The sequence below is a fragment of the Streptococcus sp. 4094 genome (assembly GCF_013277125.1).
Classification (GTDB): domain Bacteria; phylum Bacillota; class Bacilli; order Lactobacillales; family Streptococcaceae; genus Streptococcus.
In genome coordinates this window covers 23,098-44,294 of record NZ_VMMI01000033.1, presented here as the reverse complement: position 1 = coordinate 44,294, position 21,197 = coordinate 23,098, and the positions used below count along the sequence as shown (strand labels likewise).

Genomic DNA, 21,197 nt, shown 5'->3' with positions numbered 1-21,197 from the left:
TATAAATCTATCAGAACAGACAAAGCTATTCTTTCGTCTTCTCCCATCCAGACTATACTGTCGGTTGTGGAATCTCACCACATCAGCTTGCGCTCGCGGACTTATTTGGCTAAGATATTTTAGATTTATCTAGGCGTCGCAGTCGAAGATAATACTTAAAGTATATCGAGACAAGACAACGACGAGAAAGCTAAAATAGCTAGTCAAATTTACCGCCGGTCGGGAATCACACCCTGCCCTGAAGACTCTTTTATCATAACAAAAAACGCTTGCAAGCGCAAGCATTTTGTTCATTTTCATTTTCATTTTTTATTTCAATTTATCCACTTCATAGGTATGAACAAGCTCAAGACCTGCAAAATTCTGCTGGCGAAGAGCCTCATAGACAATCATGCAGACGGTATTAGACACATTGAGACTGCGGACATGTTCATCATTCATAGGAATACGGAGAGCTTTCTCAGGATGTTCGCGCATAAAGTCCTCAGGCAAGCCCTTGTCTTCACGTCCAAAGAGAAAATAATGGTCTTCGTTAGTCGATAAATCCGCATCAGAATACACTTTTTCCGCAAATTTAGAAATCAGATAGAGTTTGCCCTGCATCTGAGACATGAAATCTTCTAAACTGTCGTAAAAATAAATCTCTAGCTTATCCCAATAATCCAATCCAGCTCGCTTCATCTTGCGGTCGTCAATAGGAAAGCCCATTGGCTTGATGATGTGGAGGGGAGAATTGGTCGCAGCGCAAGTACGCGCGATATTTCCTGTATTTTGTGGAATTTGTGGTTCAAATAATACAATGTGATTTGTCATGACTTGCTTCCTTTTACCATTGCAAAAAAATAGCCACACTGCCCGGAGTCAAGCTCAGCAAACAGCGTGGTTAAGGCATCGTTAACTTACCTCACAACAGGTTTGAAGTAAATCAGCGAAACTACTTTCTTAGTATAACACTTTCAGAATCATTGTCAATAGAAACGACTTGATTTTTTCAATTTTTTCAAGCTATTTCCAAGGGTTGTAAAATCGTCCCTGATTCTGCAAGATAAGTAGTAAACTAGTTACTAAAAACAAGGCTGCAAAGAGCAAGGTAAGATAGTCTCCTTTTTTCAAGGCCTGATAACTATACCAAGTGCGTTTTTTCTCTTTTCCAAAGCGGCGAAGCTCCATGGCGGTCGCAATGGTATCAATGCGTTCTAGCGAGCTAAAAATCAAGGGAGTGATAATGCGCAGATTGCCTTTGATTCGTTGCATGAGAGAAGCTTTCTTGGATAATTCCATCCCACGCGCTTCCTGAGACATCTTGATAGTAAAGAATTCTTCCTGCAAATCTGGAATATAGCGCAAGGTCAGGCTGACTGAATAGGCAATCTTATAAGGCACACCAATTTGATTTAAACTGGAAGCAAACTGACTAGGATGAGTTGTCATCAAAAAGATAATAGCCAGAGGAATAGTGCAAAGATACTTAATGACCAGATTTAGCAGATAAAAGAGTTCTTGGCTGGTCAGAGTGTAGGCTCCGATTCCCTGCCAAATCACACTTCTCTCTCCGTAAAGTCCAACCCCATACTCGGGAGAAAAGAGATAGACCATCAAAACGTTTAAAACGGCAAATACCGTCGCAAAAACGGTTACAAAGGAAACATCTTTAAAACGGATTTGTGACAAATAGAGGAGAAAAACCGAAAAGATAGCAATCAGAACAAGCAGTCTGGTATCATAGCTAATCATGGCCGCCAATGACACGAGGATGAAAAAGAGAAGTTTTCCAGCTCCTGACAAGCGATGAATCACAGTATCTCTATGCTGGTAACCAATTAATTTAGCTTGCATCCTTCTCTCCTTTCTTTGTAAAATGCCGTTAAAGCAAGTGGATCCACGTCGAGTTTCTTAGCCAAGTTGAAGATAGAAGTCTCTTTTAAATTGGCTTTTACTAACAGCTCAGGATTGCTCAACAGACTAGCTGGATCGGTATCGGCAATCAATTCCCCATCCACCATGACAAGAGCCCGGTCTGAATAATCTAGCATCAATTGCATATCATGGGTAATCATGACAATGGTATGCCCTTTTTGATGCAACTCTTCGAGAAAGTCCATAATTTCAGTATAGTTCTTCTGGTCTTGACCTGCTGTTGGCTCATCTAAGAGGATAATTTCAGCCCCCAAGACCAAAATCGAAGCAATGGTCACACGTTTTTTCTGACCAAATGACAGGGCAGAAATGGGCCAATTACGGAATTCATAGAGACCACAGATTTTCAAAGTTTCATAGACTCTCGTTTCAATTTCCTGATCGTCCACACCTCGCAAACGAAGTCCCAGAGCCACCTCATCAAAAATCATATTGCTTGAAATCATTTGATTAGGATTTTGCAGCACATAGCCTAGTCGTTCCGCTCGCTCTGCAACAGAATCTCCTTTTATATCCTGTCCTTCCCAAAGATAGTGGCCTTCAGTCTGGATAAAGCTACTTAAGGCCTTGGCTAGAGTTGACTTCCCTGCTCCATTTTTTCCGACAATGGCAATTTTTTCACCCTTTTTAATATCTAAATGAATGAATTTTAAAATCGGTCTATCATCATAAGAAAACGACACGTCCTCTAGTCTAAAGAGTGACTGCAATTCTGGGGTTTCTTTTACCAGTTCTGTCCGCAACTGAACCTGACCTTTTGAGATAGACAAGTTATCCAGATCTGCTAATTGTTCTTCCTTGACTAAATCCACACCCAATTGACGGAGAGTGGTTAGATAAAGGGGTTCTCGGATTCCATTTTGGGTCAACAAATCAGTCGCCAATAACTGATCAGGACTCCCATTAAAGAGGATGCGGCCATCGTTTATCAAGACAATCCGATCCACAGGGCGATGCAAAACATCCTCCAAACGATGCTCGATAATAAGAGTCGTCGTCCCCTCCTCCTTATGAATCTGATCAATCAATTCGATAATATCCTGACCTGACTTGGGATCCAGATTGGCGAGTGGCTCATCAAACAAGAGAATCGGACTCTCATCAATCAAGACACCAGCTAGACTGACCCGCTGCTTTTGTCCACCTGACAAATCCTGAGGACGCTGATCCAGTAAAAGAAGAAGGTCCAGCTTTTCAGCCCATTTATGAACACGACCTTTCATCTCATCTAGGGCTGTTACATCATTTTCCAGAGCAAAAGCCAAATCCTCTGCCACGGACAAGCCGATAAACTGCCCATCTGTATCCTGCAAAACCGTGCTAACCAGATGAGACTTATCATAGATACTCATATCAAAAGCAGCTTGACCCTTGATCAAAAATTCTCCAGACGTCTGACCCTTGTAAATATTGGGAATAATCCCATTCAAACACTGACCCAAGGTAGATTTACCTGACCCAGATGGCCCAACAATTAAGACTTTCTCTCCCTTGTAAATGGTCAAGTCTATCCCTTGCAAGGTCGGTTCTTGTTGTGTTTCATACCGGAAAGAGAAATCCTTCCACTCAATTATAGCTTCTTTCATCTTACTCTCTTCATTCGCTTCTTCTACTCAATGAAAATCAAAGAGCAAACCAGGAAGCTAGCCGTAGGTTGCTCAAAACACTGTTTTGAGGTTGCAGATAGAGCTGACGCGGTTTGAAGAGATTTTCGCAGAGTATTAGACTTCTATTTTATCATAAATCAAGCCCTTCTTGCAGTCTCTTCTCTTAAAAACTTAGCACCAAGAAGATTCCTATCCTAGCTTACTTGCCTAACTAATCTATAAACATCGAAAAAGACTGGTTGCCCAGTCTTCCCCATCATTTTAGTCCTTTTTCAAACTTCCTGAACGAGTCTGCGTACGTGAATAAGCTATCAAAAGAAGAGTTCCTGCGATAGCAATAGTCACAGCGTTAGCAATACCTGCAACAATCCCTTGGGCAAATACTTTTTCTGCCGCTTCTTGATAAATCACAACATCTCCAAGTGGTGCCAAGACACCCCAAACAAGAGCATTTGCAATAATCTGAATGAGGTTAAAGAAGACAATATCCTTTAACTCAAAAACTCCTTGTGTTACTCGAATGTATTTTCTAAAGAGTCCTACAGCTAGACCAAAGAGACCGCTAGCAATAATCCAAGTCCACCAAAGACCGTAGCCAGCAAGAGAGTCCTTCACCGCATGCCCAATTAAACCAACAAGTAGACCAACTAGAGGGCCAAAAATGATAGATAAGAGGCTCTGTACCGCATACTGAAGCTGGATGCTTGTATTTGGAACAGGTGTCGGAATGCTGATCATCCCGATAACAACAAAGAGCGCAGCTCCAACACCGATAGCAACAACTTGTTTAATTGATTGATTTTTCATCTATATTCTCCTATTTTATAATTCTATTTTCTTTATTTCAATGGTCCAAGATGAACCGACACCTACATTATAGGCCTTGGCAAAAGAACCTTGATTGATAGCCAGACCTAAACGATAGAGAGAGTTGATGTAAAGGATTGGTTGCCCAATTCTCACATCTGCAAATGATTTGCCATAAACAACCTGATTTTGATAGACCAGCATATCAGCATGATAGATAGTCACTTCAAAACGGTCACCGAATGCTGGTCCCAGCTTGTAAAATTCTTCTCGCGTGATAGAGGTCCAAAGCGAACCAAAACGCACATCCAGAATATCAATAGCTCCCTTTACCAGATGCTCTTCTATGATTGTCTCTACGACTGGAAGCTCCACAATCTGATCCACACTGAGCTCTGGCCCCACTTCCTCAAAACTAATGTGACCGCTGGCCAGTTTAGCACCAGTATAGGCATAGACATCACGACCGTGGAAGGTATAAGAATGCTCTGTATTTTGACGTCTATTGGCCACTTCAGAAATTTCACGAATAGCTACAATGCCAACGTGTTTCTTGATAAAAGAAAGCGTTCCATTATCTGGCGTGACAATGTATTGATTTTTTGCAGTCTTGGCAACCACACTCTTACGTTTCGAGCCGACACCTGGATCGACAACCGATACAAAAGTCGTTCCCTCAGGCCAGTAATCCACCGTCTGAAAGAGACGATAGCTCCCCTCAAAAATATTATAAGGCGTGATATCGTGCGTCAAATGATGAATTTTTAAGGTTGGAGATTCTTCTAAAGCCACTCCAATCATAGCCGATACCGCACCATCAACCAGACCAAAGTCTGATTGTAATACCAGTAAATTATTATTCATTTTATCTCCTTGTATATCCTTTATCATACCATATTTCAGAGAAAGGTGCTAATAGCTATTTCAATTGATTAGGGTATAGTTTTACCTTATAGCAGATTTCCGCTAAAAGTTCTCCCTTATTGGCTAGTAGGTGCATTTTTTCTTGAAAAAAGGTATGATAGTTACATAATGAAGAAGTAGGTTTTATTATGAAAATTATCCTTGTCGGAGGGGGAAAAGTTGGTTTTGCCCTCTGTCGCTCCTTGGTTGCAGAAAAGCATGATGTTTTGCTGATTGAGCAAGACGAAGCTGTTCTCAATCATATTGTCAGTCGCTTTGATATCATTGGTATCCTTGGTAACGGGGCCGATTTTGCCATTCTTGAGCAAGCCAGCGTCCAAGATTGTGATATTTTTATCACCCTGACTGAGTACGATGAAGTCAACATGATTGCAGCCGTTCTAGCCAAGAAAATGGGAGCTAAAGAAACTATCGTTCGGGTGCGAAACCCTGAATATTCTAACTCTTATTTCAAAGAAAAGAATATTCTCGGTTTTTCTCTTATCGTTAACCCTGAGCTCTTGGCTGCCCGCGCTATCGCCAATATCATTGACTTCCCCAACGCCCTATCTGTCGAACGTTTCTTTGGGGGACGGGTCAGCTTGATGGAATTCACTGTTAAATCCTCCAGTAGTCTTTGCCAAATGCCCATTTCTGATTTTCGGAAAAAATTTGGCAATGTCATTGTCTGTGCGATAGAAAGAGATCATCAAATTATCATTCCAAGCGGTGACATGACTGTACAGGATAAAGATAGAATCTTTGTCACTGGTAACCGTGTTGACATGATGCTCTTCCATAATTATTTCAAGTCTCGTGCCGTGAAGAGTCTTCTTATTGTTGGAGCTGGTAGAATTGCCTATTATCTACTAGGTATCCTCAAAGACAGTCGTATCGATACTAAGGTCATTGAAATCAATCCCGAAATCGCCAGCTTCTTTAGCGAGAAATTCCCAAATCTCCACATCGTTCAAGGAGATGGAACCGCAAAAGATATCCTGCTGGAAGAAAGTGCTCAACACTATGATGCCGTTGCGACTCTAACAGGAGTCGATGAGGAAAATCTGATTACCTCTATGTTCCTTGACAGGGTAGGTGTACAGAAAAATATTACCAAGGTCAATCGTACCAGTCTCCTCGAAATTATCAATGCGCCTGATTTTTCAAGTATCATCACCCCTAAAAGCATCGCTGTAGATACAATCATGCACTTTATTCGTGGTCGTGTTAATGCCCAGTATTCAGACCTTCAAGCCATGCACCATCTAGCCAATGGCCAAATCGAAACCCTGCAATTCCATATCAAGGAAGCCAATAAAATGACTGCCAAACCTCTTTCTCAACTGAAACTGAAAAAAGGGGTTCTTATTGCAGCCATCATTCGAAAGGGCAAGACTATTTTCCCAACTGGGGAGGATATGCTGGAAGTTGGAGACAAGCTCCTAGTAACAACCTTGTTGCCAAATATCACCAAGATTTATGACTTGATCGCGAGGTAAGAAATGAATAAAAGTATGATTCGTTACCTCCTTTCAAAGTTACTTTTGATTGAAGCTGTTCTTCTTTTGGTTCCTGTGTCTGTTGCTATCTATTACCGTGAATCGAGCCAAGTCTTTACAGCCCTATTTACAACGATTGGGATTCTCGTATTACTAGGTGGTTCAGGGAGTTTACAGAAGCCAAAAAATCAACGGATTTATGCCAAGGAGGGAGTCTTGATTGTGGCCCTCTGTTGGATCCTTTGGTCTTTCTTTGGTGGTCTCCCCTTTGTCTTTTCTGGACAAATCCCTAGCGTTATAGATGCCTTTTTTGAAATCAGTTCTGGCTTTACAACTACTGGAGCAAGTATCTTGAACGACGTTTCGGTTCTCAGCCGTTCCCTCCTCTTCTGGCGAAGTTTTACCCACTTGATTGGAGGGATGGGAGTGCTTGTTTTTGCACTTGCTATTATGGATAATGCCAAAAATAGCCACCTAGAAGTGATGAAGGCTGAGGTTCCTGGTCCCGTCTTCGGTAAGGTTGTATCCAAACTCAAAAATACTGCCCAGATTCTCTATCTCCTTTATCTAGCTCTCTTCTCCCTCTTTGTCATCATCTATTATCTAGCTGGCATGCCCCTATTTGATAGTTTTGTCATTGCCATGGGGACAGCAGGTACAGGAGGATTTACCGTCTATAACGATGGAATTGCCCACTATGGTAGCTCACTGATTACCTATCTGGTTAGTATCGGAGTTTTGGTTTTTGGAGTAAATTTCAATCTCTACTACTACCTCATGCTCCGTCGCGTCAAGGCCTTCTTTGGTGACGAAGAACTTCGAGCTTACTTGGTCATTGTTCTGCTTTCTACAGGCTTGATCAGCCTCAATACCCTCTATCTCTACCCAGGATTTTCCAAGAGCTTTGAAATGGCCTTCTTCCAGGTTTCCAACATCATTACAACAACTGGTTTTGGATACGGAGATATTACCAACTGGCCCCTCTTCTCCCAGTTTATCCTTCTCTTCCTCATGGGAATCGGTGGTTCTGCTGGTTCAACTGCAGGTGGACTCAAGATTATTCGAGGCCTCATCCTTTCAAAAATTGCCAAAAATCAAATTTTGTCAATCCTATCTCCCCACCGTGTTTTGACTCTCCATGTGAATAAAACGGTGATTGACAAAGATACCCAGCATAAGATTCTCAAGTACTTTGTCATCTATTCTATGATTTTGCTAGCACTTATCTTTATTGTCAGCCTAGATAGCAATGATTTCCTGGTCGTTACCAGCGCTGTCTTTAGCTGTTTCAATAATATCGGACCTATTCTAGGAACCACTTCTAGCTTCTCAATCTTTAGTCCCATCTCAAAAATTCTCCTCTCCTTTGCAATGATTGCAGGCCGCTTGGAGATTTATCCAATCCTACTTCTCTTTATGAAGAGGACTTGGTCTAAGAGATAAAATACAAAATCCCTCTTTTTACAATTGTGAAAGAGGGATTTTTATATTAAAAAGGGGGAACGATTTTAAATCCCATCTTTTCTTTACGCATAGTCCTTACTTAAAGAAAAGATGGAAAAACTGACTACATAACTTGGTAATGCTCCAATACAAATTGTAAGGCTTTACTTGGATTCTTTGTTAAATGAATATATTCCATTCCTCTGGTAGCAACTATCTGAATACCTAATCTTTCTGCATCCACCTTCATCTCTCTATAATAACTCCGAACTTGTGGGGCCAGAATAATTAAATCATAAACACCCATAATATCATAATGAGCTCCGTACGCTCCTGAATTCGCAATCACTCTAACTTCTGCTAATTGAGCGCCCTCGTTAATTGCATTGGCTAATTGCGCACTTGTTCCAGACCCTGCACAAAGAACCAGTACTTTCAACTCCTTACTTTTTATTTCATCTAACTCACCAGGCATTATTTCACTTGTATCCTCCTCTAAAATAATATCATTTGAGCTTGCAACATCTTCTTTCATCAGTAACTGTCTATCATACGCTCTACAGAATGGCAAATAAATCAATATGTCGACAACTAAAATCAAAGATAAAAATACAAAGGAGATAGGTTGAAAATTCGTTCCAATTAACAATCCCAAGGGTCCAGGAAAGGCCCAAGGTAACTGGATATAAAATCCATTCATTCCAAAGAAATCAATAAAGACCTTTCCTAGAAATACATTCACTGGTGGAGTCAGCAAAAAAGGGACAAAAAGATAGGGATTCAAAATAACAGGCATACCAAATAGAAGAGGTTCATTTACCGCAAATAAAACAGGAGTAATTGTAGCTTTACCTACCGATTTTAATTGTTTAGACCGCATAAAGAAAATCAAAATAAATGGTACAACAAAGGTAGCCCCCGTTCCTCCGATAGCAGCGATATAATTCCCGAAATTAGGGGTTAAAGAATGATAAGGGAACTGCCCATTTGCAAGAAGTTGAGCATTCTCTTCCATATTGCTTAGTTGTAAAGCTGTAACAGCAGGTAAGACAATAGATGGTCCATGAATTCCAACAAACCAAAGCAAAGCACACATAAACCAAATCAACATCATAGCAGGATATGATTCTGCCCCCTTAAAAATAGGAGTCAATAGTTGTTGAAATACTTGGGCAAAAGGAACATCTAAACTAAACCGAGATACAATATCTAACAAACCACTAATAAGTAAAACAAAAGAAAAAGGAAAAATATCTCTAAAAGCTTGTGATATAGCCCCAGGAACTTCCTTAGGTAAATGAATAGTAATGTCTCGCTTAATACAGAATCGGTAAACATTTACAGTAATAAAGGCACTGACAAACGAAGTTATCAATCCTTGAGATCCTAAATAGTTTGTCGACAAACTTGTAGATCCCGTCTTCTCATCAACTACAAGCGTTACAGTTAATACCAGATAACTACATATGGCTGCCAACATTACAGAAGTATCATTTATTACCTTTCCAGGAGGCATTTTTCTATTAACATTTCCAGCCAATGACTTTGCAACTGTCCCTGAAACAATAACACCCAAAACTCCCATGGTTAGCATATACACTTTCCTCATCCAGACAATAGCTGGACTCGGTAACTCTACTCCGAAATTTTTAGGAATCATAATAATAATCATCAAAAAGCTTGAAAACATAATTAAAGGCATAGTAGCAATGAATCCATCTTTAATAGCCATCATATAATTATTAGTAGAAATTTTTTCAAATTTCCCTTGTTGCTTTTCAATGGCAGCGACTAGCTTATCCATAAAAACTCCTCCTGTAAAAAATTTAAGCTCATAGTTAAAACATATTAAACATCAGTCAAATCGCTAACCTTAATTCCGTTTTAGCCCTTTTACCCAAAGAGCACTTTTCTTAATATATCTCTTCTGTGTTTCATAATCAACAAAGAAAAGACCATATCGCTTATTGTAGCCATTCGCCCAAGAAAATTGATCTTGCAAAGACCATATAAAATAGCCTTGAATATTGACTCCCCTATCTCGAGCCTCTAAAACTTTGTGTAAATGTTGCTCAATATAACGGATTCTCTTACTGTCATCAATAATATCATTCTCGCCCTCTGGCTTAACCTCTTTAAGGGCTGTACCATTTTCAGTTAAATAAATGACAGGATGTTGAGGATATTCTTCTTTGATACGAAGTAACATATCAAATAAGCCTTGAGGATAAATATTCCAATCCCAATCTGTTGTCGGAATCCCAGGCTTTTTTACAAATTCACCTAGAGTATTTAATTTAAAAGAGGACCGTCCTTTTATTCCTGTTGAATTAAATTCTTGTCTATTTTCACCTTTGTATTCACGAATAAATTCTGAACGATAATAATTCATCCCAAACATCGTATTAAGAGGTGCAGCTCTTTTCATAATTTCTAAATCACCATCTTCAATAATAAAGCTAGAATTATTAGCTTCCAATATTTGATTCAAGTGAAAAAGCGTGTCATCACTGTAGTAGCCCAAAAAAGTTCCATCTAATAGAAATTTATTATTATAAACATCATACCGTTTAGCTGCCAAAATATTTTCTTTTTGCCCATCAATAGGATATCCTGGCTTTAAGGCATGAATACAACCTACCTTTCCCTCAATCCCTAATTGATGAAATTCGAGGACTGCAAGAGCATGCGCCAACAACATGTTATGATTCGATTGAATTGCTTCAGATAATTGAAAATGATGATTCGGAGGAAACTGACCTCCTATATATTGACCTGCGGCAAGAGACATCAGTTCATTGATTGTAAACCAATGCTTGACTTCTGTAAATTCTTGGAAACAAAAACGAGCATATCGTATGAAACGATCAATATTCTCTCTATTCAACCAATCCCCTGTTTCTAACATTTTCTGAGGCGAATCAAAATGATGTAAAGAAACAAACGGAATCACATTATGTTTTAAGCAGGACTGAAAGACTCTATGGTAATACTGAACAGCCAATATATTCGGCTCCCCATCTATATCAGGAAATATGCGAACCCAGGAAATAGATAAACGCAAAGCCTGCAAACCATGTTCTGCCGCCAAGGCTATATCTTCTTCGTAACGATAATAAAAATCACTAGCTGGATCTGGTAAGAACGGACTATTTTCTTGCAAATAAACATCCCACATATTTATTCCTTTGCCATCTACCCTAGTTGCACCCTCTACTTGATAAGCAGCGGTAGCAGCTCCTAATAAGAACTCCTTCGGTAAGGCTTTAACCTGTAAATTTTCCATGACTAATCCTCATTGCAAACCAATATGTTCTTCAATCTTTCGAATTCGTTCATATTCATCAATAAAAAACTTTACCTGATCATACAATAGCATCGTTGTCATCAAAGTATCTTGACCATGAATCATGATAAAACTCACTTCAAAATTATCTCCAGATGCCTCCTCCGCTAATAAATTAGTCTGTTCTCGATGGGCAGACACTATTGAGTCGTTTGCAGACTCAACCAATTCTCTTGCCTGTTCAAAATATCCATCTCTCGCAAACGCCAAAGCATCCATCAAATCTGACCTTGCATCTCCTGCGTAAGCGACAATTGTAAAACCAAGCATATTTATTTCTTCTTTTGATTTCATCTTTCTTCCTCCTCAATCTTGATCCATCTTTCACACATCATTATTAAAATGACTTCGCTACGATACAAATAGAAAGTCGACCCTAAATATCTTAAAAATCCTTAAATTTCATAATATTTAGGATCAATCTTCTCTGAATACCTTAGTTCATTTTCTATACTTATGATTTATAAGTGGAAACCAGCATAATTTTTTGCTACTTCAATTACACGATAAACATCCAAATTAGATTGGAATAGCAGTTCGTGCCCACGGATATAATTCAACACATTTCTCCATTCATCTTGAGCTTGCCTTGTTTTTCCGGTTGCTTGAAGATATAAAGCCTTCGCCATCTTAACAACATATTCACGATGATAACTGAGCTGTTTCCATTCATCCTTTTGACTATTTAATAACTTAGAAATATTTTCCTCAATAATTGGTAAAAAATTATCAGCTAGATTGTAAGCTATATAATAATGATTCGCTAAAACATCATTTTGACGGCTGCCAATTGCATTAAAATAATCACAAGAGGAATAAATGGATAATTTTTCTAAATATTCAACAACAGACTGCCAATTTTCCCCATACAAAGCAGAAAAGTATTCTTCAATCAATTCTTCATAACTTCTTGTCTTCTTCCAGAGCATTTGCCCCATAACATAATTAGGAAAATTATGAGGGAATCCGGCACGTAATTCTTGACACGAAATGTACCCGTTCAAATGTAGGTTTGAAAGATAAGATACATCTTTGTAAATAGTTTGACTAATTTTCATATAGCCTAAATCGCCATAATGAGCACGCCCTAAAGGATAGTCATATACGAAACTATCTCCTTTAAATGTTTTTTGCCACTCAAAAAGATAAGATAAATTTTCCTCAAGAGAATTCGGAAGTATAATTTTATTACGCATATAAGGTTTAGGAGCAGGTATGGAATTGTCAAAATCTACATCTGCATAACTCATTTCAAATGTTCTTGTAATAGGTGCAAACATCATGGTAAAGCGTTCAGGATTATCTAATTTTTCTTTCTGAGGCGCCCATAACAACTCATGATAAAGTAGGAAACAAATCTTTGTATCTAATCCCTCACTCCTTAAAGCCCTATCCAATTGATTGAGAATACGAATATACTGATCCGAAACCAATTCTTGTCTACAGTTTTCGCATTCACAAATATTATTACGAGCATCCGACAACCATACATGTAAGTAATTCACATCAGGTCTTTTCTTGGCATAATCCGTAATAATTTCTACCATCTTATCCGCCACATCTGAATTTGAAAAATCCAGACTGGTCAAAATCGGAGCCGTATTAAATAATTCTCGTTTCCCGTTTATTTCAGCGACATACGGTTTCTTCTCCTCTGAAATACTAAGACCTGATTCCCAGCCAAATTTTGAAGAGTAACCTAAAACCTCACCTGTCCATCCATGACCAACACGATGATGAATAAGACCTCTTTTTTGCAATTCTTTATCCAACCTATCACTCAATTCTTGTACTAATTCATTTGAGAATTTTTCTTTATTTAGGTATGGATTAAACTCATGTTCATACCAACGTTTCAAAAAAGAATAGGGATTTTCAAACTGAATGAAAAAACTGTTCATCCCAATCTTAGGTAGCCAATCAATGAAATCTAGTATATTTTCAAATGAATCTGCTCCCTCTATACATACTCCCCTATGATAGTAACTGGCTGTTTCATCTATAGATAGCTCTTTATCTAAAAAATCTTCAAATCTTAACTCTGGAATAAAGTCATGTCCGCGCCCTGGTCTAGTATACACAACACCAAATTCATGAAACATTCGGTAAATTCCAATAAGTAAACCTACAATTGTATTGGACTCAATTCTCCCCTTACCCTTATTTAATGAGATGAAAATATGGTCTTTTCCATCTTCTTCATTGACTAATCCTACAAAAATATCCGCTTCCTTCTCCTCGACAAGTTCTATATCGGTATTAAATACCTGGTTCATATAGTAACTCAATTCCTCTAAGGCAAAGCTAGAATAAGTATTTTTCTGCTGATCAAATACTCTGATAACCATCTTATTCCCCTCCAACAGTAGCTTTTTCTTTTTCAAGATTGCGTTTATCTGCAATTTTGAAGAATGGATAATAAATTGCTACAGAAACCAAAATCAAAACAACTTGTAATAGAGCTCCTCGCCAACTAGCCCCTGTCGCAAGGAATCCTCCTATGATCGGTGGCATTGTCCACGGAAGGATTACACCTGTTGTATAAGGTACTAATCCTACAGCCATTGATACATAGGTAATCAAGGCATTGATTGTAGGAGTAGCAATAAACGGAATCAGCATAATCGGATTTAAAACCGTTGGAAACGTAAATAGAATAGCTGTATTGATATTAAAGATAGACGGTATAATAGCTAGCTTACCTAATGTTTTATTAGCACGACTCTTACTAAATAGGAAGAGACAAATCGCAAGACCAATAGTCGCTCCACCGCCACCAATAAATACAAATAAATCTTTAAACGGTAATGTAATAATGTGTTGTAGGGTTTGTCCTGCAGCCACAGCTTCTTGGTTTTCTGTAGTAAATTGTAACCAAACTGGGTCTACAAAAGCATTTAAAACTTGTCCCCCATTAACTCCACAGAACCAAAAGAATGAGTTTACAATAACACATAGAATCATACCTGGAAGCGTTCCTGCAATTAACTTAAGCGGTGTTCCAACAATTGCACCTAAAAGTCCGTTGAGACCTCCTGCAACTCCTGCCGCTTCAAGACCTTTTAAGACCAGAGCCCACAAAACAAAAGTAGTAAAACCAGGTAAAAGAGCTGAAAATGATTTACTTACTACATCTGGGACACCACTTGGCATTTTTATCGTAATTCCGCGCTGGATAAACATACGATAAATCTCTGCTGTAACCAATCCAATGGTAATCGCCATAAATAAAGAAGATGCATTCAGGCTAGAAAATGGTATTGCGCCGCCAAATAACTGCTTGACCTGCTCCCCATTTTTATCATAAACCATACTCGAAAAACGAGGTGCCATCAATACAAAACTGGATAAGGCTATGATCCCTGCCGACGGACCATCTGTACCATATCCTTCCGACAACCTGTAGGCAATACCGAAACAAGCGACCAAGGAGATAATCGCTACTGTTGACTGATTCATAGTTGTCAAGATACTTAGCAATCCAACACTATTCAGCCAATTTGTAAAAGCCTCTTGAGGCCAACTGATTAGAATAAGAAATAAAGAGCCGACTAAAATCAAAGGCATTGCCATCATAAATCCTTCACGAATAGCTTTCAAATGCCGTTGGTTGCCAACTTTTTCACCAAACGGAGCGACTTTCGTTTCTAAAAACGTTAAAATATTGTTCATCACCGGAACTCCTTTTTTTATTTTTTATAAATTAAATATACCACTAACAGAAAGCGTTGTCAATATATTTTTTACTGTTTTTACAATATTTTTTTCTTTGTATAGAATAATAATTTTAATTGATTTTTTCTTATGTTTAATATAAAATAAACCAAAGGAGGAAACAAATGATTACAAAACAATCAGCCTTTTTACACAATAGAGCCACTATACTGGAGTTTCTATATCGAAATCCAGCAACATCCCGTACAGATATTGTTAATGAAACAGGACTTACTCCAGCAACAACGACTAACATCATAAAAGAGCTAAGCGAACAATCCCTCATATACGAAACTGGTGATGAATTTAGCGAGTTTTCCGGATCTGGAAGACGTAGAAAAACTATTTCTATTACAGATAATATTCCGTATGTTGTTGGAGGTATTGAAATAAACGTCCTAGGTATCTTTCTCAGTCTATGTGACTTACAAGGGAAAACTCTTTTCGAGACAGAAATTTTGAATGAAGATTATCCTATTTCAGAAATCAATTCCACCATTACCAATATGATAAAAACAGCTACAAAGTATGTCCCTTTGGAGACAAAATTACTTGGATTTGGCTTATCAATACCTGGACATTATAACAAAGACTCCGGAAGCATCATTACAAACAACCCCATATGGGAATCATTTAATTTATTAAATGTAATTAAAAAATTCGATTTTCCTTTTATTGTAAAAAATAATATCGATTGTATGGCTATAGGACAATACCTTTTTAACCCACACAATACCCCCGATAATTTTATTTTCCTACACGCTGGATTAGGTATTTACACTTCCTTTTTCACAAAAGAAAAAATAGGAGCCTCTAAAAATCCTTATATCGGAGAAATTGGACACACCATTGTCGAATTGAATGGGCAATATTGTGAATGCGGAAAAAAAGGTTGTTTACAAACATATATTTCTGATGCTTGGTTAATCAAACATGCCCAATTATTATTTAAAAATTCTCAACTAACTGTACTAAAAAGCCTTGTAAAGACTGAAAAAGACATTCATTTAGATACCCTTTTAACAGCTTACAACTTAGGCGACTCTGCTTTACGCCAACAAATTGATAAAGGAGTCAATTTATTGGCCACTTCTATTGCAAATCTTCTCCTCATCAATCCTGCTGATAAAATCTATATCAACAGTCAATTGCTTAATTATCAACCTTTCACTCATGAAGTCAGGGATAAAATCCAAGATCAACTCCACTTTGTTCCCTTTACTCGTAATATAGAAATTGAAATTTTACCTTACAACAAACATCGTGGAAGTATAGGAGCTTGTGCATTAGCTATCGTTGCTTTTTTCATAGAGCATAGCAATGTATTACAAGATATTATTTCACCTTAATATATATTAGAAATCTATAGACCTGTTTAAATCAACTATAACCTGTAGTAAATATCTCGTATTTAGACAATATGAAAACAAGACAACTTCCATATAGGAAACCGCCTTCTCGCTATGCTGCATGAAACTGTAAAAGTGGATAAAAGTGATAGCGGTAGTCAAATCAAGAAGCATCATAACTCTAAAAAGTCACAATATATAAGTTCATCCTCGGAAAAATATCATTCTAATTATTGAAATGCCTACATGAAAAGAAACGTTAAATGCTCATAAAACAACGAATACAGGTATCAAAACTGTGACAAAACAAGTCCCTAAATTTACTAAAGACACTGCTCAACTTTACACCTGTAAATGGTTGTTGTATAATAAAGTTACAAAGATGTACGACCACACTGTTGTAAATCATAGTGTTCGCGAATATATTACTGATAGCATTTCTACAAATACAATTGAAGAGGCTGGATAGGGTTTAAACGAAATATGTCAGTGTTTTGGCATTCCTAGCCTTCATATCATTTAAAGAATTGTATAGATAAAATTTTTCCCAATACAGACACTCGTAACAACTGCTTCATTTTTCTACCAACATATTTAGGAACAAGATAAGATACAAGAGGATCAATCCATAAATCAGTTCTATACCAATCTAAGACAAATAAGCTAAAAAAACGATTGATAATAAGCAAATGGATTCCAAATTTTCTCTATCTCCTCATTTTAATAAACAATACTAGTGTAACTATCCTTCCAGTCAGAAGCTTGTCAAATCACACCGAAAATTCTTCTAAAATTTATCTCGTTAGGCAATTAAGCAAAAACTCAACGATAGTACAAACATTATCATACAGGATTGACTTCCTAAATTATATACTTTAGTAAGGTTCTTGGATAAGAAAAAAGGTTCATTTTACATTTCTAAACACTCTTTTCTAAGATGAAAAACAGAATTTTTCGATTGTGATTTAAAGCAACAAGATAATTTTCAGTATCATCCTATAGATACGAGCTAATTAAGAAAAACTACATTTTTAAATATAAACTACAATAAGATAAACTAAATTTCATAGGAGGAAGACAATGGATTGGTACGATTATATGATACAGGCATCCAAACAATCACAATTCAACGCAAGCCATTGGTTTCGCTATTTGCGAAAAGTTATTTTTGAAGACTATTCTTATTTAACAAACCAAGATATAGAAAAGTTGCTAGACTCCAAAGAACTAACCCATTTTCAAAAAATTAGCTTGAAGTATGCCTTTCAAGAGCATACTCCAACTCATAAATATGTGATTTCATTAAATAAACCTGCTAAGTTAACCAATGTTCAAAAATTGATGGAGAAATACAAGCATGGATAAAATGAAACCGGTATTCCAAGCCCTAAATAAGGAATTAATTCAGGAAAATCTGACTTTAACAATTATCTGTGTCGGTGGTTATGTCTTAGAATATCATGGTTTACGTGCCACACAAGATGTTGATGCTTTTTATGACCAAAATCAGAAAATCAATGAAATTATTGCTCGTGTAGGAAAACAGTTTAATCTTAACACCCACGAAGAGTTATGGCTCAACAATCATGTTGCAAATATGAACAAACAACCTCCCTTAAGTTTATGTGAATCCTTGTACTCATTTGAGAATCTGACCGTTTTAGTAGTCCCTATTGAGTATGTGTTAGGAATGAAGATGATGAGTATCAGGGAGCAGGATTTGAAAGATATTGGTGCAATTATTAAATACAAAAACTTTCATTCACCATTCGATACCTTTAAATATTTAAAAGACATGGGATTTGATACTATTGACCTCTCTGTTCTCTTAGAAGGTTTTAGTTATGCTTATGGTATGGATTGGTTAGAAAAATTTTTTAAAGAAAATCAAGATAAACTTCGCGAATTTTATTAACAGTATCAAACAAGATGATTGTCAATTAGCCAGTCGTCTTGTTTTTATGATGAAATGAAATAAAAACTGAACAAATCGCTTAGAGAATTCCAGTCAATTTCTAGCACTGTTTGAGACGTTTTAGTGGACTATAGTAAAATGAAATAAGAATAGGACCAATCGATCAGGACAGTCAAATCGATTTCTAACAATGTTTTAGAAATAAAGGTGTACTATTCTAGTTTCAATCTATTATATTTCAGATTCAGTCCACTATTCTTTCCCAAAAACATTGCATATTGCTCCGAAGGAATTGCTCACACTATCCCAAACACAAAACCCTCAGTCGACTGACCGAGGGTTCCTTTTTATTATTCAAAAACTTGATTAGCTCAATGCATCCAAGGCGTCATCCATTGAAAGAACTTCGTGGAAGACACGTTGTGTCAATTCAGTTTTTTGTTCTGGAGTGAGGTATTTAGTGTTTACACAGTATCCAGAGATACGTACGATAACATCTTCACCTGACATGATCTTTTCGTAAACATCGTTCAAGTCCATAACGTTCAAGTTAACGTGTTGTCCACCGTTTTCGAAGTAACCATCAAGGATTGTTACCAAGTTATCAACTTGTTCGTCACGAGTCTTACCAAGAGCACGAGGTGATACTTGTGTAGTCAATGAGATACCATCAGCTGCATAACTAAAGTCAAGGCTAGAAAGTGAGTTCAAGTTTTGCAACCATCCACCTTTAGCTTTGTTAGATGGGTTAGCACCTGGTGAGAAGAATTCAAGTTTAGACAAGTTCACAGAACCATCTTCGTTGAGGTATACACCTTTGTGGACTGGTGAGTTACCAGTTTGTTTAGAATAAGCAACGTTAGATGTGATTGTCAAAAGTGATACAGTAGCTTCTGCGTCTTTGTAAAGTTTGTGGCTACGTAGACGAGTTGTGTAAGCTTCGATCAACCATTCTGCCAATTCGTTTGAACGTGGGTCATCTTCACCCCAACGTGGGTATTCACCGATTGTTTCGTAATCGTAGATGTAGCCATTTTCATCACGAATTGGTTTAACTGTAGCGTATTTAATCGCTGACAATGTATCAACTGTGTTGGCGAATCCACAGATACCGAATCCCATGTTGGCACGTTGTTTAGTTGGCAAGAAGGCCATTTGAACAGCTTCGTAGTTGTACTTATCAGTCATGTAGTGAATGATGTTCAAAGCATCGACGTAAGTGTCTGTCAACCAGTCAAGAGATTTTTCAAAGTTAGCTTTAACTGATTCAAATTCAAGAACTTCGTCACGGATTGGTTCGATGTCAAATACTTTGTAGTCTTTGTGAACATCGTCGTAACCACCGTTCAAACCAGTAAGAAGGGCTTTCAATACGTTTACACGAGCACCGAAGTACTGGATGTTGTGGCGTTGTTCTTCGTTTTCTGGGTCAAGTGGAGACACACAACATGAGATACAGCTCATTTCACCATATCCGTCTTTAGCCATTGTTGTTACACCTTCATATTGGATAGAAGAGTGTTTGTGGCTCATATGCATACAGTAGCGACGGAAGTTGTATGGCAATTTGTCAGTCCAAAGAACTGTCAAGTTTGGTTCTGGAGAGTTACCGATGTTGTCAAGAGTGTTCAAGAAACGGTAGTCCATCTTAGTAACACGGTGACGACCGTCGTTACCCATACCTGCCATAGAAGTTGTGATGAATGTTGGGTCACCTGAGTACAATTGGTCATAAGCTTTTGTACGAGCAAATTTAACTGTACGAAGTTTCATAACGAAATCATCAACGAATTCTTGGATTTCTGATTCAGTAAATGTACCACGAGCAAGGTCACGTTCTGCAAAGATGTCCAAAACGATTGGTACACGTCCTAGAGATGTAGCAGCACCGTTGATAACACGGCAGACAGCCATGAAGGCGATGTTAACCCATTGGATAGCTTCTTTAACGTTCATAGCTGGTTTGCGAACATCAACTCCGTAAAGGTCACCCAAGCGAACAACTTGTTGCAATGCTTGGTATTGAAGATTGATTTCTTCACGAAGACGGATTGTTTCTTCATCGATTTCTTCGATTGCATTCCAGTCGTTTACTTTTTCTTGCATCAAGTAGTCTGCACCGTAAAGAGCAAGACGTGCGTAAACACCGATGATACGTCCACGTGAGTATGCATCTGGAAGACCAGTTACAGTGTGAGCGTGACGTGCGCGACGAATATTTGAAGTGTAGGCACGGAAGATACCGTCGTTAACTGTTGTTACGTATTTAGTGAAGATTTCGTGAACAGCTGGGTCTGGTTCGTATCCATTTTCTTTCAAAGTAGTTTCAGCCATACGGATACCACCTTTTGGCATGAAGTTCAATTTGAAGAGTTCATCGTTTTGGATACCGAAGATAACTTCGTTTTCTTTATCGATAAATCCTGCTGGAATGTCAGCGATAGATGTTGGACGAGTGTCCATTGGGAAACGAGTTTCTTCGTAGTGTGCCTTCGTTTCTTCTACAATTTTTTTGATGTGAAGTGAACGTTCTGTTGGTCCAGCAAGGAAGCTTTCATCTCCATCGTAAGGTGTGTAGTTAGCTTGTACGAAGCGTGATACACTTGCTTTTTCTTTCCAATCTACGCCTTTGAAGCCTTCCCAAGCTTTGTCAAAAATATCTTGTGCTTCAACAACTGTTTTAACAACCATGTTAAT

16 protein-coding genes and 1 riboswitch are annotated in these 21,197 nt (G+C 37.9%); of the genes, 5 read left to right on the top strand and 11 right to left on the bottom strand.

The window, feature by feature from the left end:
- Positions 1 to 31 precede the first annotated feature (31 nt).
- A riboswitch (FMN riboswitch) is annotated at positions 32 to 250 on the bottom strand.
- A gap of 59 nt (positions 251 to 309) precedes the next feature.
- The 5 genes from HT721_RS07535 to HT721_RS07515 all read right to left on the bottom strand — a co-directional run bounded on the left by HT721_RS07535 (position 310) and on the right by HT721_RS07515 (position 5,195).
- A complete protein-coding gene (locus HT721_RS07535) occupies positions 310 to 813 on the bottom strand; it encodes a tRNA (cytidine(34)-2'-O)-methyltransferase (protein WP_173214326.1) in 504 nt (167 codons plus the stop codon).
- A gap of 192 nt (positions 814 to 1,005) precedes the next feature.
- Positions 1,006 to 1,836: an energy-coupling factor transporter transmembrane component T gene (locus HT721_RS07530; protein ID WP_173229509.1), complete on the bottom strand. Its 831-nt coding sequence runs from the start codon at positions 1,834 to 1,836 to the stop codon at positions 1,006 to 1,008.
- Positions 1,821 to 3,503 (bottom strand): ABC transporter ATP-binding protein, encoded by a 1,683-nt coding sequence (locus tag HT721_RS07525; protein WP_173229507.1) that lies wholly within the window; start codon positions 3,501 to 3,503, stop codon positions 1,821 to 1,823. Before HT721_RS07525 ends, HT721_RS07530 begins: the two co-directional genes overlap by 16 nt.
- Positions 3,504 to 3,785: 282 nt before the next feature.
- Positions 3,786 to 4,331 carry an ECF-type riboflavin transporter substrate-binding protein gene (locus HT721_RS07520; RefSeq protein ID WP_033684338.1) on the bottom strand — a complete coding sequence of 182 codons (546 nt, stop codon included), beginning with the start codon at positions 4,329 to 4,331 and terminating at the stop codon, positions 3,786 to 3,788.
- A gap of 15 nt (positions 4,332 to 4,346) precedes the next feature.
- A complete protein-coding gene (locus HT721_RS07515) occupies positions 4,347 to 5,195 on the bottom strand; it encodes an S-adenosyl-l-methionine hydroxide adenosyltransferase family protein (RefSeq protein ID WP_173229505.1) in 849 nt (282 codons plus the stop codon).
- A gap of 188 nt (positions 5,196 to 5,383) precedes the next feature.
- On the opposite strand from HT721_RS07515, the gene trkA reads away from it, so the two are divergent.
- Together trkA and HT721_RS07505 are read left to right on the top strand one after the other, a co-directional pair.
- Complete coding sequence (gene trkA / locus HT721_RS07510; protein WP_173229503.1) at positions 5,384 to 6,733, top strand: Trk system potassium transporter TrkA; 1,350 nt, start codon at positions 5,384 to 5,386, stop codon at positions 6,731 to 6,733.
- Between the two features lie 3 nt (positions 6,734 to 6,736).
- A complete protein-coding gene (locus HT721_RS07505; RefSeq protein WP_173229501.1) occupies positions 6,737 to 8,176 on the top strand; it encodes a TrkH family potassium uptake protein in 1,440 nt (479 codons plus the stop codon).
- A gap of 124 nt (positions 8,177 to 8,300) precedes the next feature.
- Here the strand turns inward: HT721_RS07505 and HT721_RS07500 are convergent, their stop codons facing one another.
- The 5 genes from HT721_RS07500 to HT721_RS07480 all read right to left on the bottom strand — a co-directional run bounded on the left by HT721_RS07500 (position 8,301) and on the right by HT721_RS07480 (position 15,194).
- Positions 8,301 to 9,980 carry a PTS transporter subunit EIIC gene (locus HT721_RS07500; RefSeq protein WP_173229499.1) on the bottom strand — a complete coding sequence of 560 codons (1,680 nt, stop codon included), beginning with the start codon at positions 9,978 to 9,980 and terminating at the stop codon, positions 8,301 to 8,303.
- A gap of 69 nt (positions 9,981 to 10,049) precedes the next feature.
- Positions 10,050 to 11,462 carry a 6-phospho-beta-galactosidase gene (lacG, locus tag HT721_RS07495; RefSeq protein WP_173229497.1) on the bottom strand — a complete coding sequence of 471 codons (1,413 nt, stop codon included), beginning with the start codon at positions 11,460 to 11,462 and terminating at the stop codon, positions 10,050 to 10,052.
- 9 nt (positions 11,463 to 11,471) lie between these two features.
- Positions 11,472 to 11,816, bottom strand: coding sequence for a PTS lactose/cellobiose transporter subunit IIA (locus tag HT721_RS07490; RefSeq protein ID WP_000836780.1), 345 nt, complete (start codon positions 11,814 to 11,816; stop codon positions 11,472 to 11,474).
- A 167-nt stretch (positions 11,817 to 11,983) separates the two neighbouring features.
- Positions 11,984 to 13,870: a DUF4838 domain-containing protein gene (locus HT721_RS07485; protein ID WP_173229495.1), complete on the bottom strand. Its 1,887-nt coding sequence runs from the start codon at positions 13,868 to 13,870 to the stop codon at positions 11,984 to 11,986.
- Between the two features lies 1 nt (position 13,871).
- Entirely contained in the window at positions 13,872 to 15,194 is a 1,323-nt protein-coding gene (locus HT721_RS07480; protein ID WP_001059751.1) for a PTS sugar transporter subunit IIC, read from the bottom strand.
- A gap of 167 nt (positions 15,195 to 15,361) precedes the next feature.
- Between HT721_RS07480 and HT721_RS07475 the strand changes: the two genes are divergently transcribed.
- From HT721_RS07475 to HT721_RS07460, 3 genes are all read left to right on the top strand, one after another.
- Entirely contained in the window at positions 15,362 to 16,585 is a 1,224-nt protein-coding gene (locus HT721_RS07475; RefSeq protein WP_173229493.1) for an ROK family transcriptional regulator, read from the top strand.
- Between the two features lie 1,080 nt (positions 16,586 to 17,665).
- A complete protein-coding gene (locus HT721_RS07465; RefSeq protein ID WP_000384127.1) occupies positions 17,666 to 17,950 on the top strand; it encodes a hypothetical protein in 285 nt (94 codons plus the stop codon).
- Positions 17,943 to 18,500, top strand: coding sequence for a DUF6036 family nucleotidyltransferase (locus HT721_RS07460; protein WP_000359824.1), 558 nt, complete (start codon positions 17,943 to 17,945; stop codon positions 18,498 to 18,500). The genes HT721_RS07465 and HT721_RS07460 overlap by 8 nt, the downstream gene beginning before the upstream one ends.
- 366 nt (positions 18,501 to 18,866) lie before the next feature.
- Here the strand turns inward: HT721_RS07460 and pflB are convergent, their stop codons facing one another.
- Complete coding sequence (gene pflB, locus HT721_RS07455; RefSeq protein ID WP_000260628.1) at positions 18,867 to 21,191, bottom strand: formate C-acetyltransferase; 2,325 nt, start codon at positions 21,189 to 21,191, stop codon at positions 18,867 to 18,869.
- Between the last annotated feature and the right edge of the window lie 6 nt (positions 21,192 to 21,197).

Bases quoted from the DNA above. Each gene is read 5' to 3' on its own strand.
- HT721_RS07535 (WP_173214326.1), bottom strand. From the start codon at position 813: ATGACAAATCACATTGTATTATTTGAACCACAAATTCCACAAAATACA.
- HT721_RS07530 (WP_173229509.1), bottom strand. From the start codon at position 1,836: ATGCAAGCTAAATTAATTGGTTACCAGCATAGAGATACTGTGATTCAT.
- HT721_RS07525 (WP_173229507.1), bottom strand. From the start codon at position 3,503: ATGAAAGAAGCTATAATTGAGTGGAAGGATTTCTCTTTCCGGTATGAA.
- HT721_RS07520 (WP_033684338.1), bottom strand. From the start codon at position 4,331: ATGAAAAATCAATCAATTAAACAAGTTGTTGCTATCGGTGTTGGAGCT.
- HT721_RS07515 (WP_173229505.1), bottom strand. From the start codon at position 5,195: ATGAATAATAATTTACTGGTATTACAATCAGACTTTGGTCTGGTTGAT.
- trkA (WP_173229503.1), top strand. From the start codon at position 5,384: ATGAAAATTATCCTTGTCGGAGGGGGAAAAGTTGGTTTTGCCCTCTGT.
- HT721_RS07505 (WP_173229501.1), top strand. From the start codon at position 6,737: ATGAATAAAAGTATGATTCGTTACCTCCTTTCAAAGTTACTTTTGATT.
- HT721_RS07500 (WP_173229499.1), bottom strand. From the start codon at position 9,980: ATGGATAAGCTAGTCGCTGCCATTGAAAAGCAACAAGGGAAATTTGAA.
- lacG (WP_173229497.1), bottom strand. From the start codon at position 11,462: ATGGAAAATTTACAGGTTAAAGCCTTACCGAAGGAGTTCTTATTAGGA.
- HT721_RS07490 (WP_000836780.1), bottom strand. From the start codon at position 11,816: ATGAAATCAAAAGAAGAAATAAATATGCTTGGTTTTACAATTGTCGCT.
- HT721_RS07485 (WP_173229495.1), bottom strand. From the start codon at position 13,870: ATGGTTATCAGAGTATTTGATCAGCAGAAAAATACTTATTCTAGCTTT.
- HT721_RS07480 (WP_001059751.1), bottom strand. From the start codon at position 15,194: ATGAACAATATTTTAACGTTTTTAGAAACGAAAGTCGCTCCGTTTGGT.
- HT721_RS07475 (WP_173229493.1), top strand. From the start codon at position 15,362: ATGATTACAAAACAATCAGCCTTTTTACACAATAGAGCCACTATACTG.
- HT721_RS07465 (WP_000384127.1), top strand. From the start codon at position 17,666: ATGGATTGGTACGATTATATGATACAGGCATCCAAACAATCACAATTC.
- HT721_RS07460 (WP_000359824.1), top strand. From the start codon at position 17,943: ATGGATAAAATGAAACCGGTATTCCAAGCCCTAAATAAGGAATTAATT.
- pflB (WP_000260628.1), bottom strand. From the start codon at position 21,191: ATGGTTGTTAAAACAGTTGTTGAAGCACAAGATATTTTTGACAAAGCT.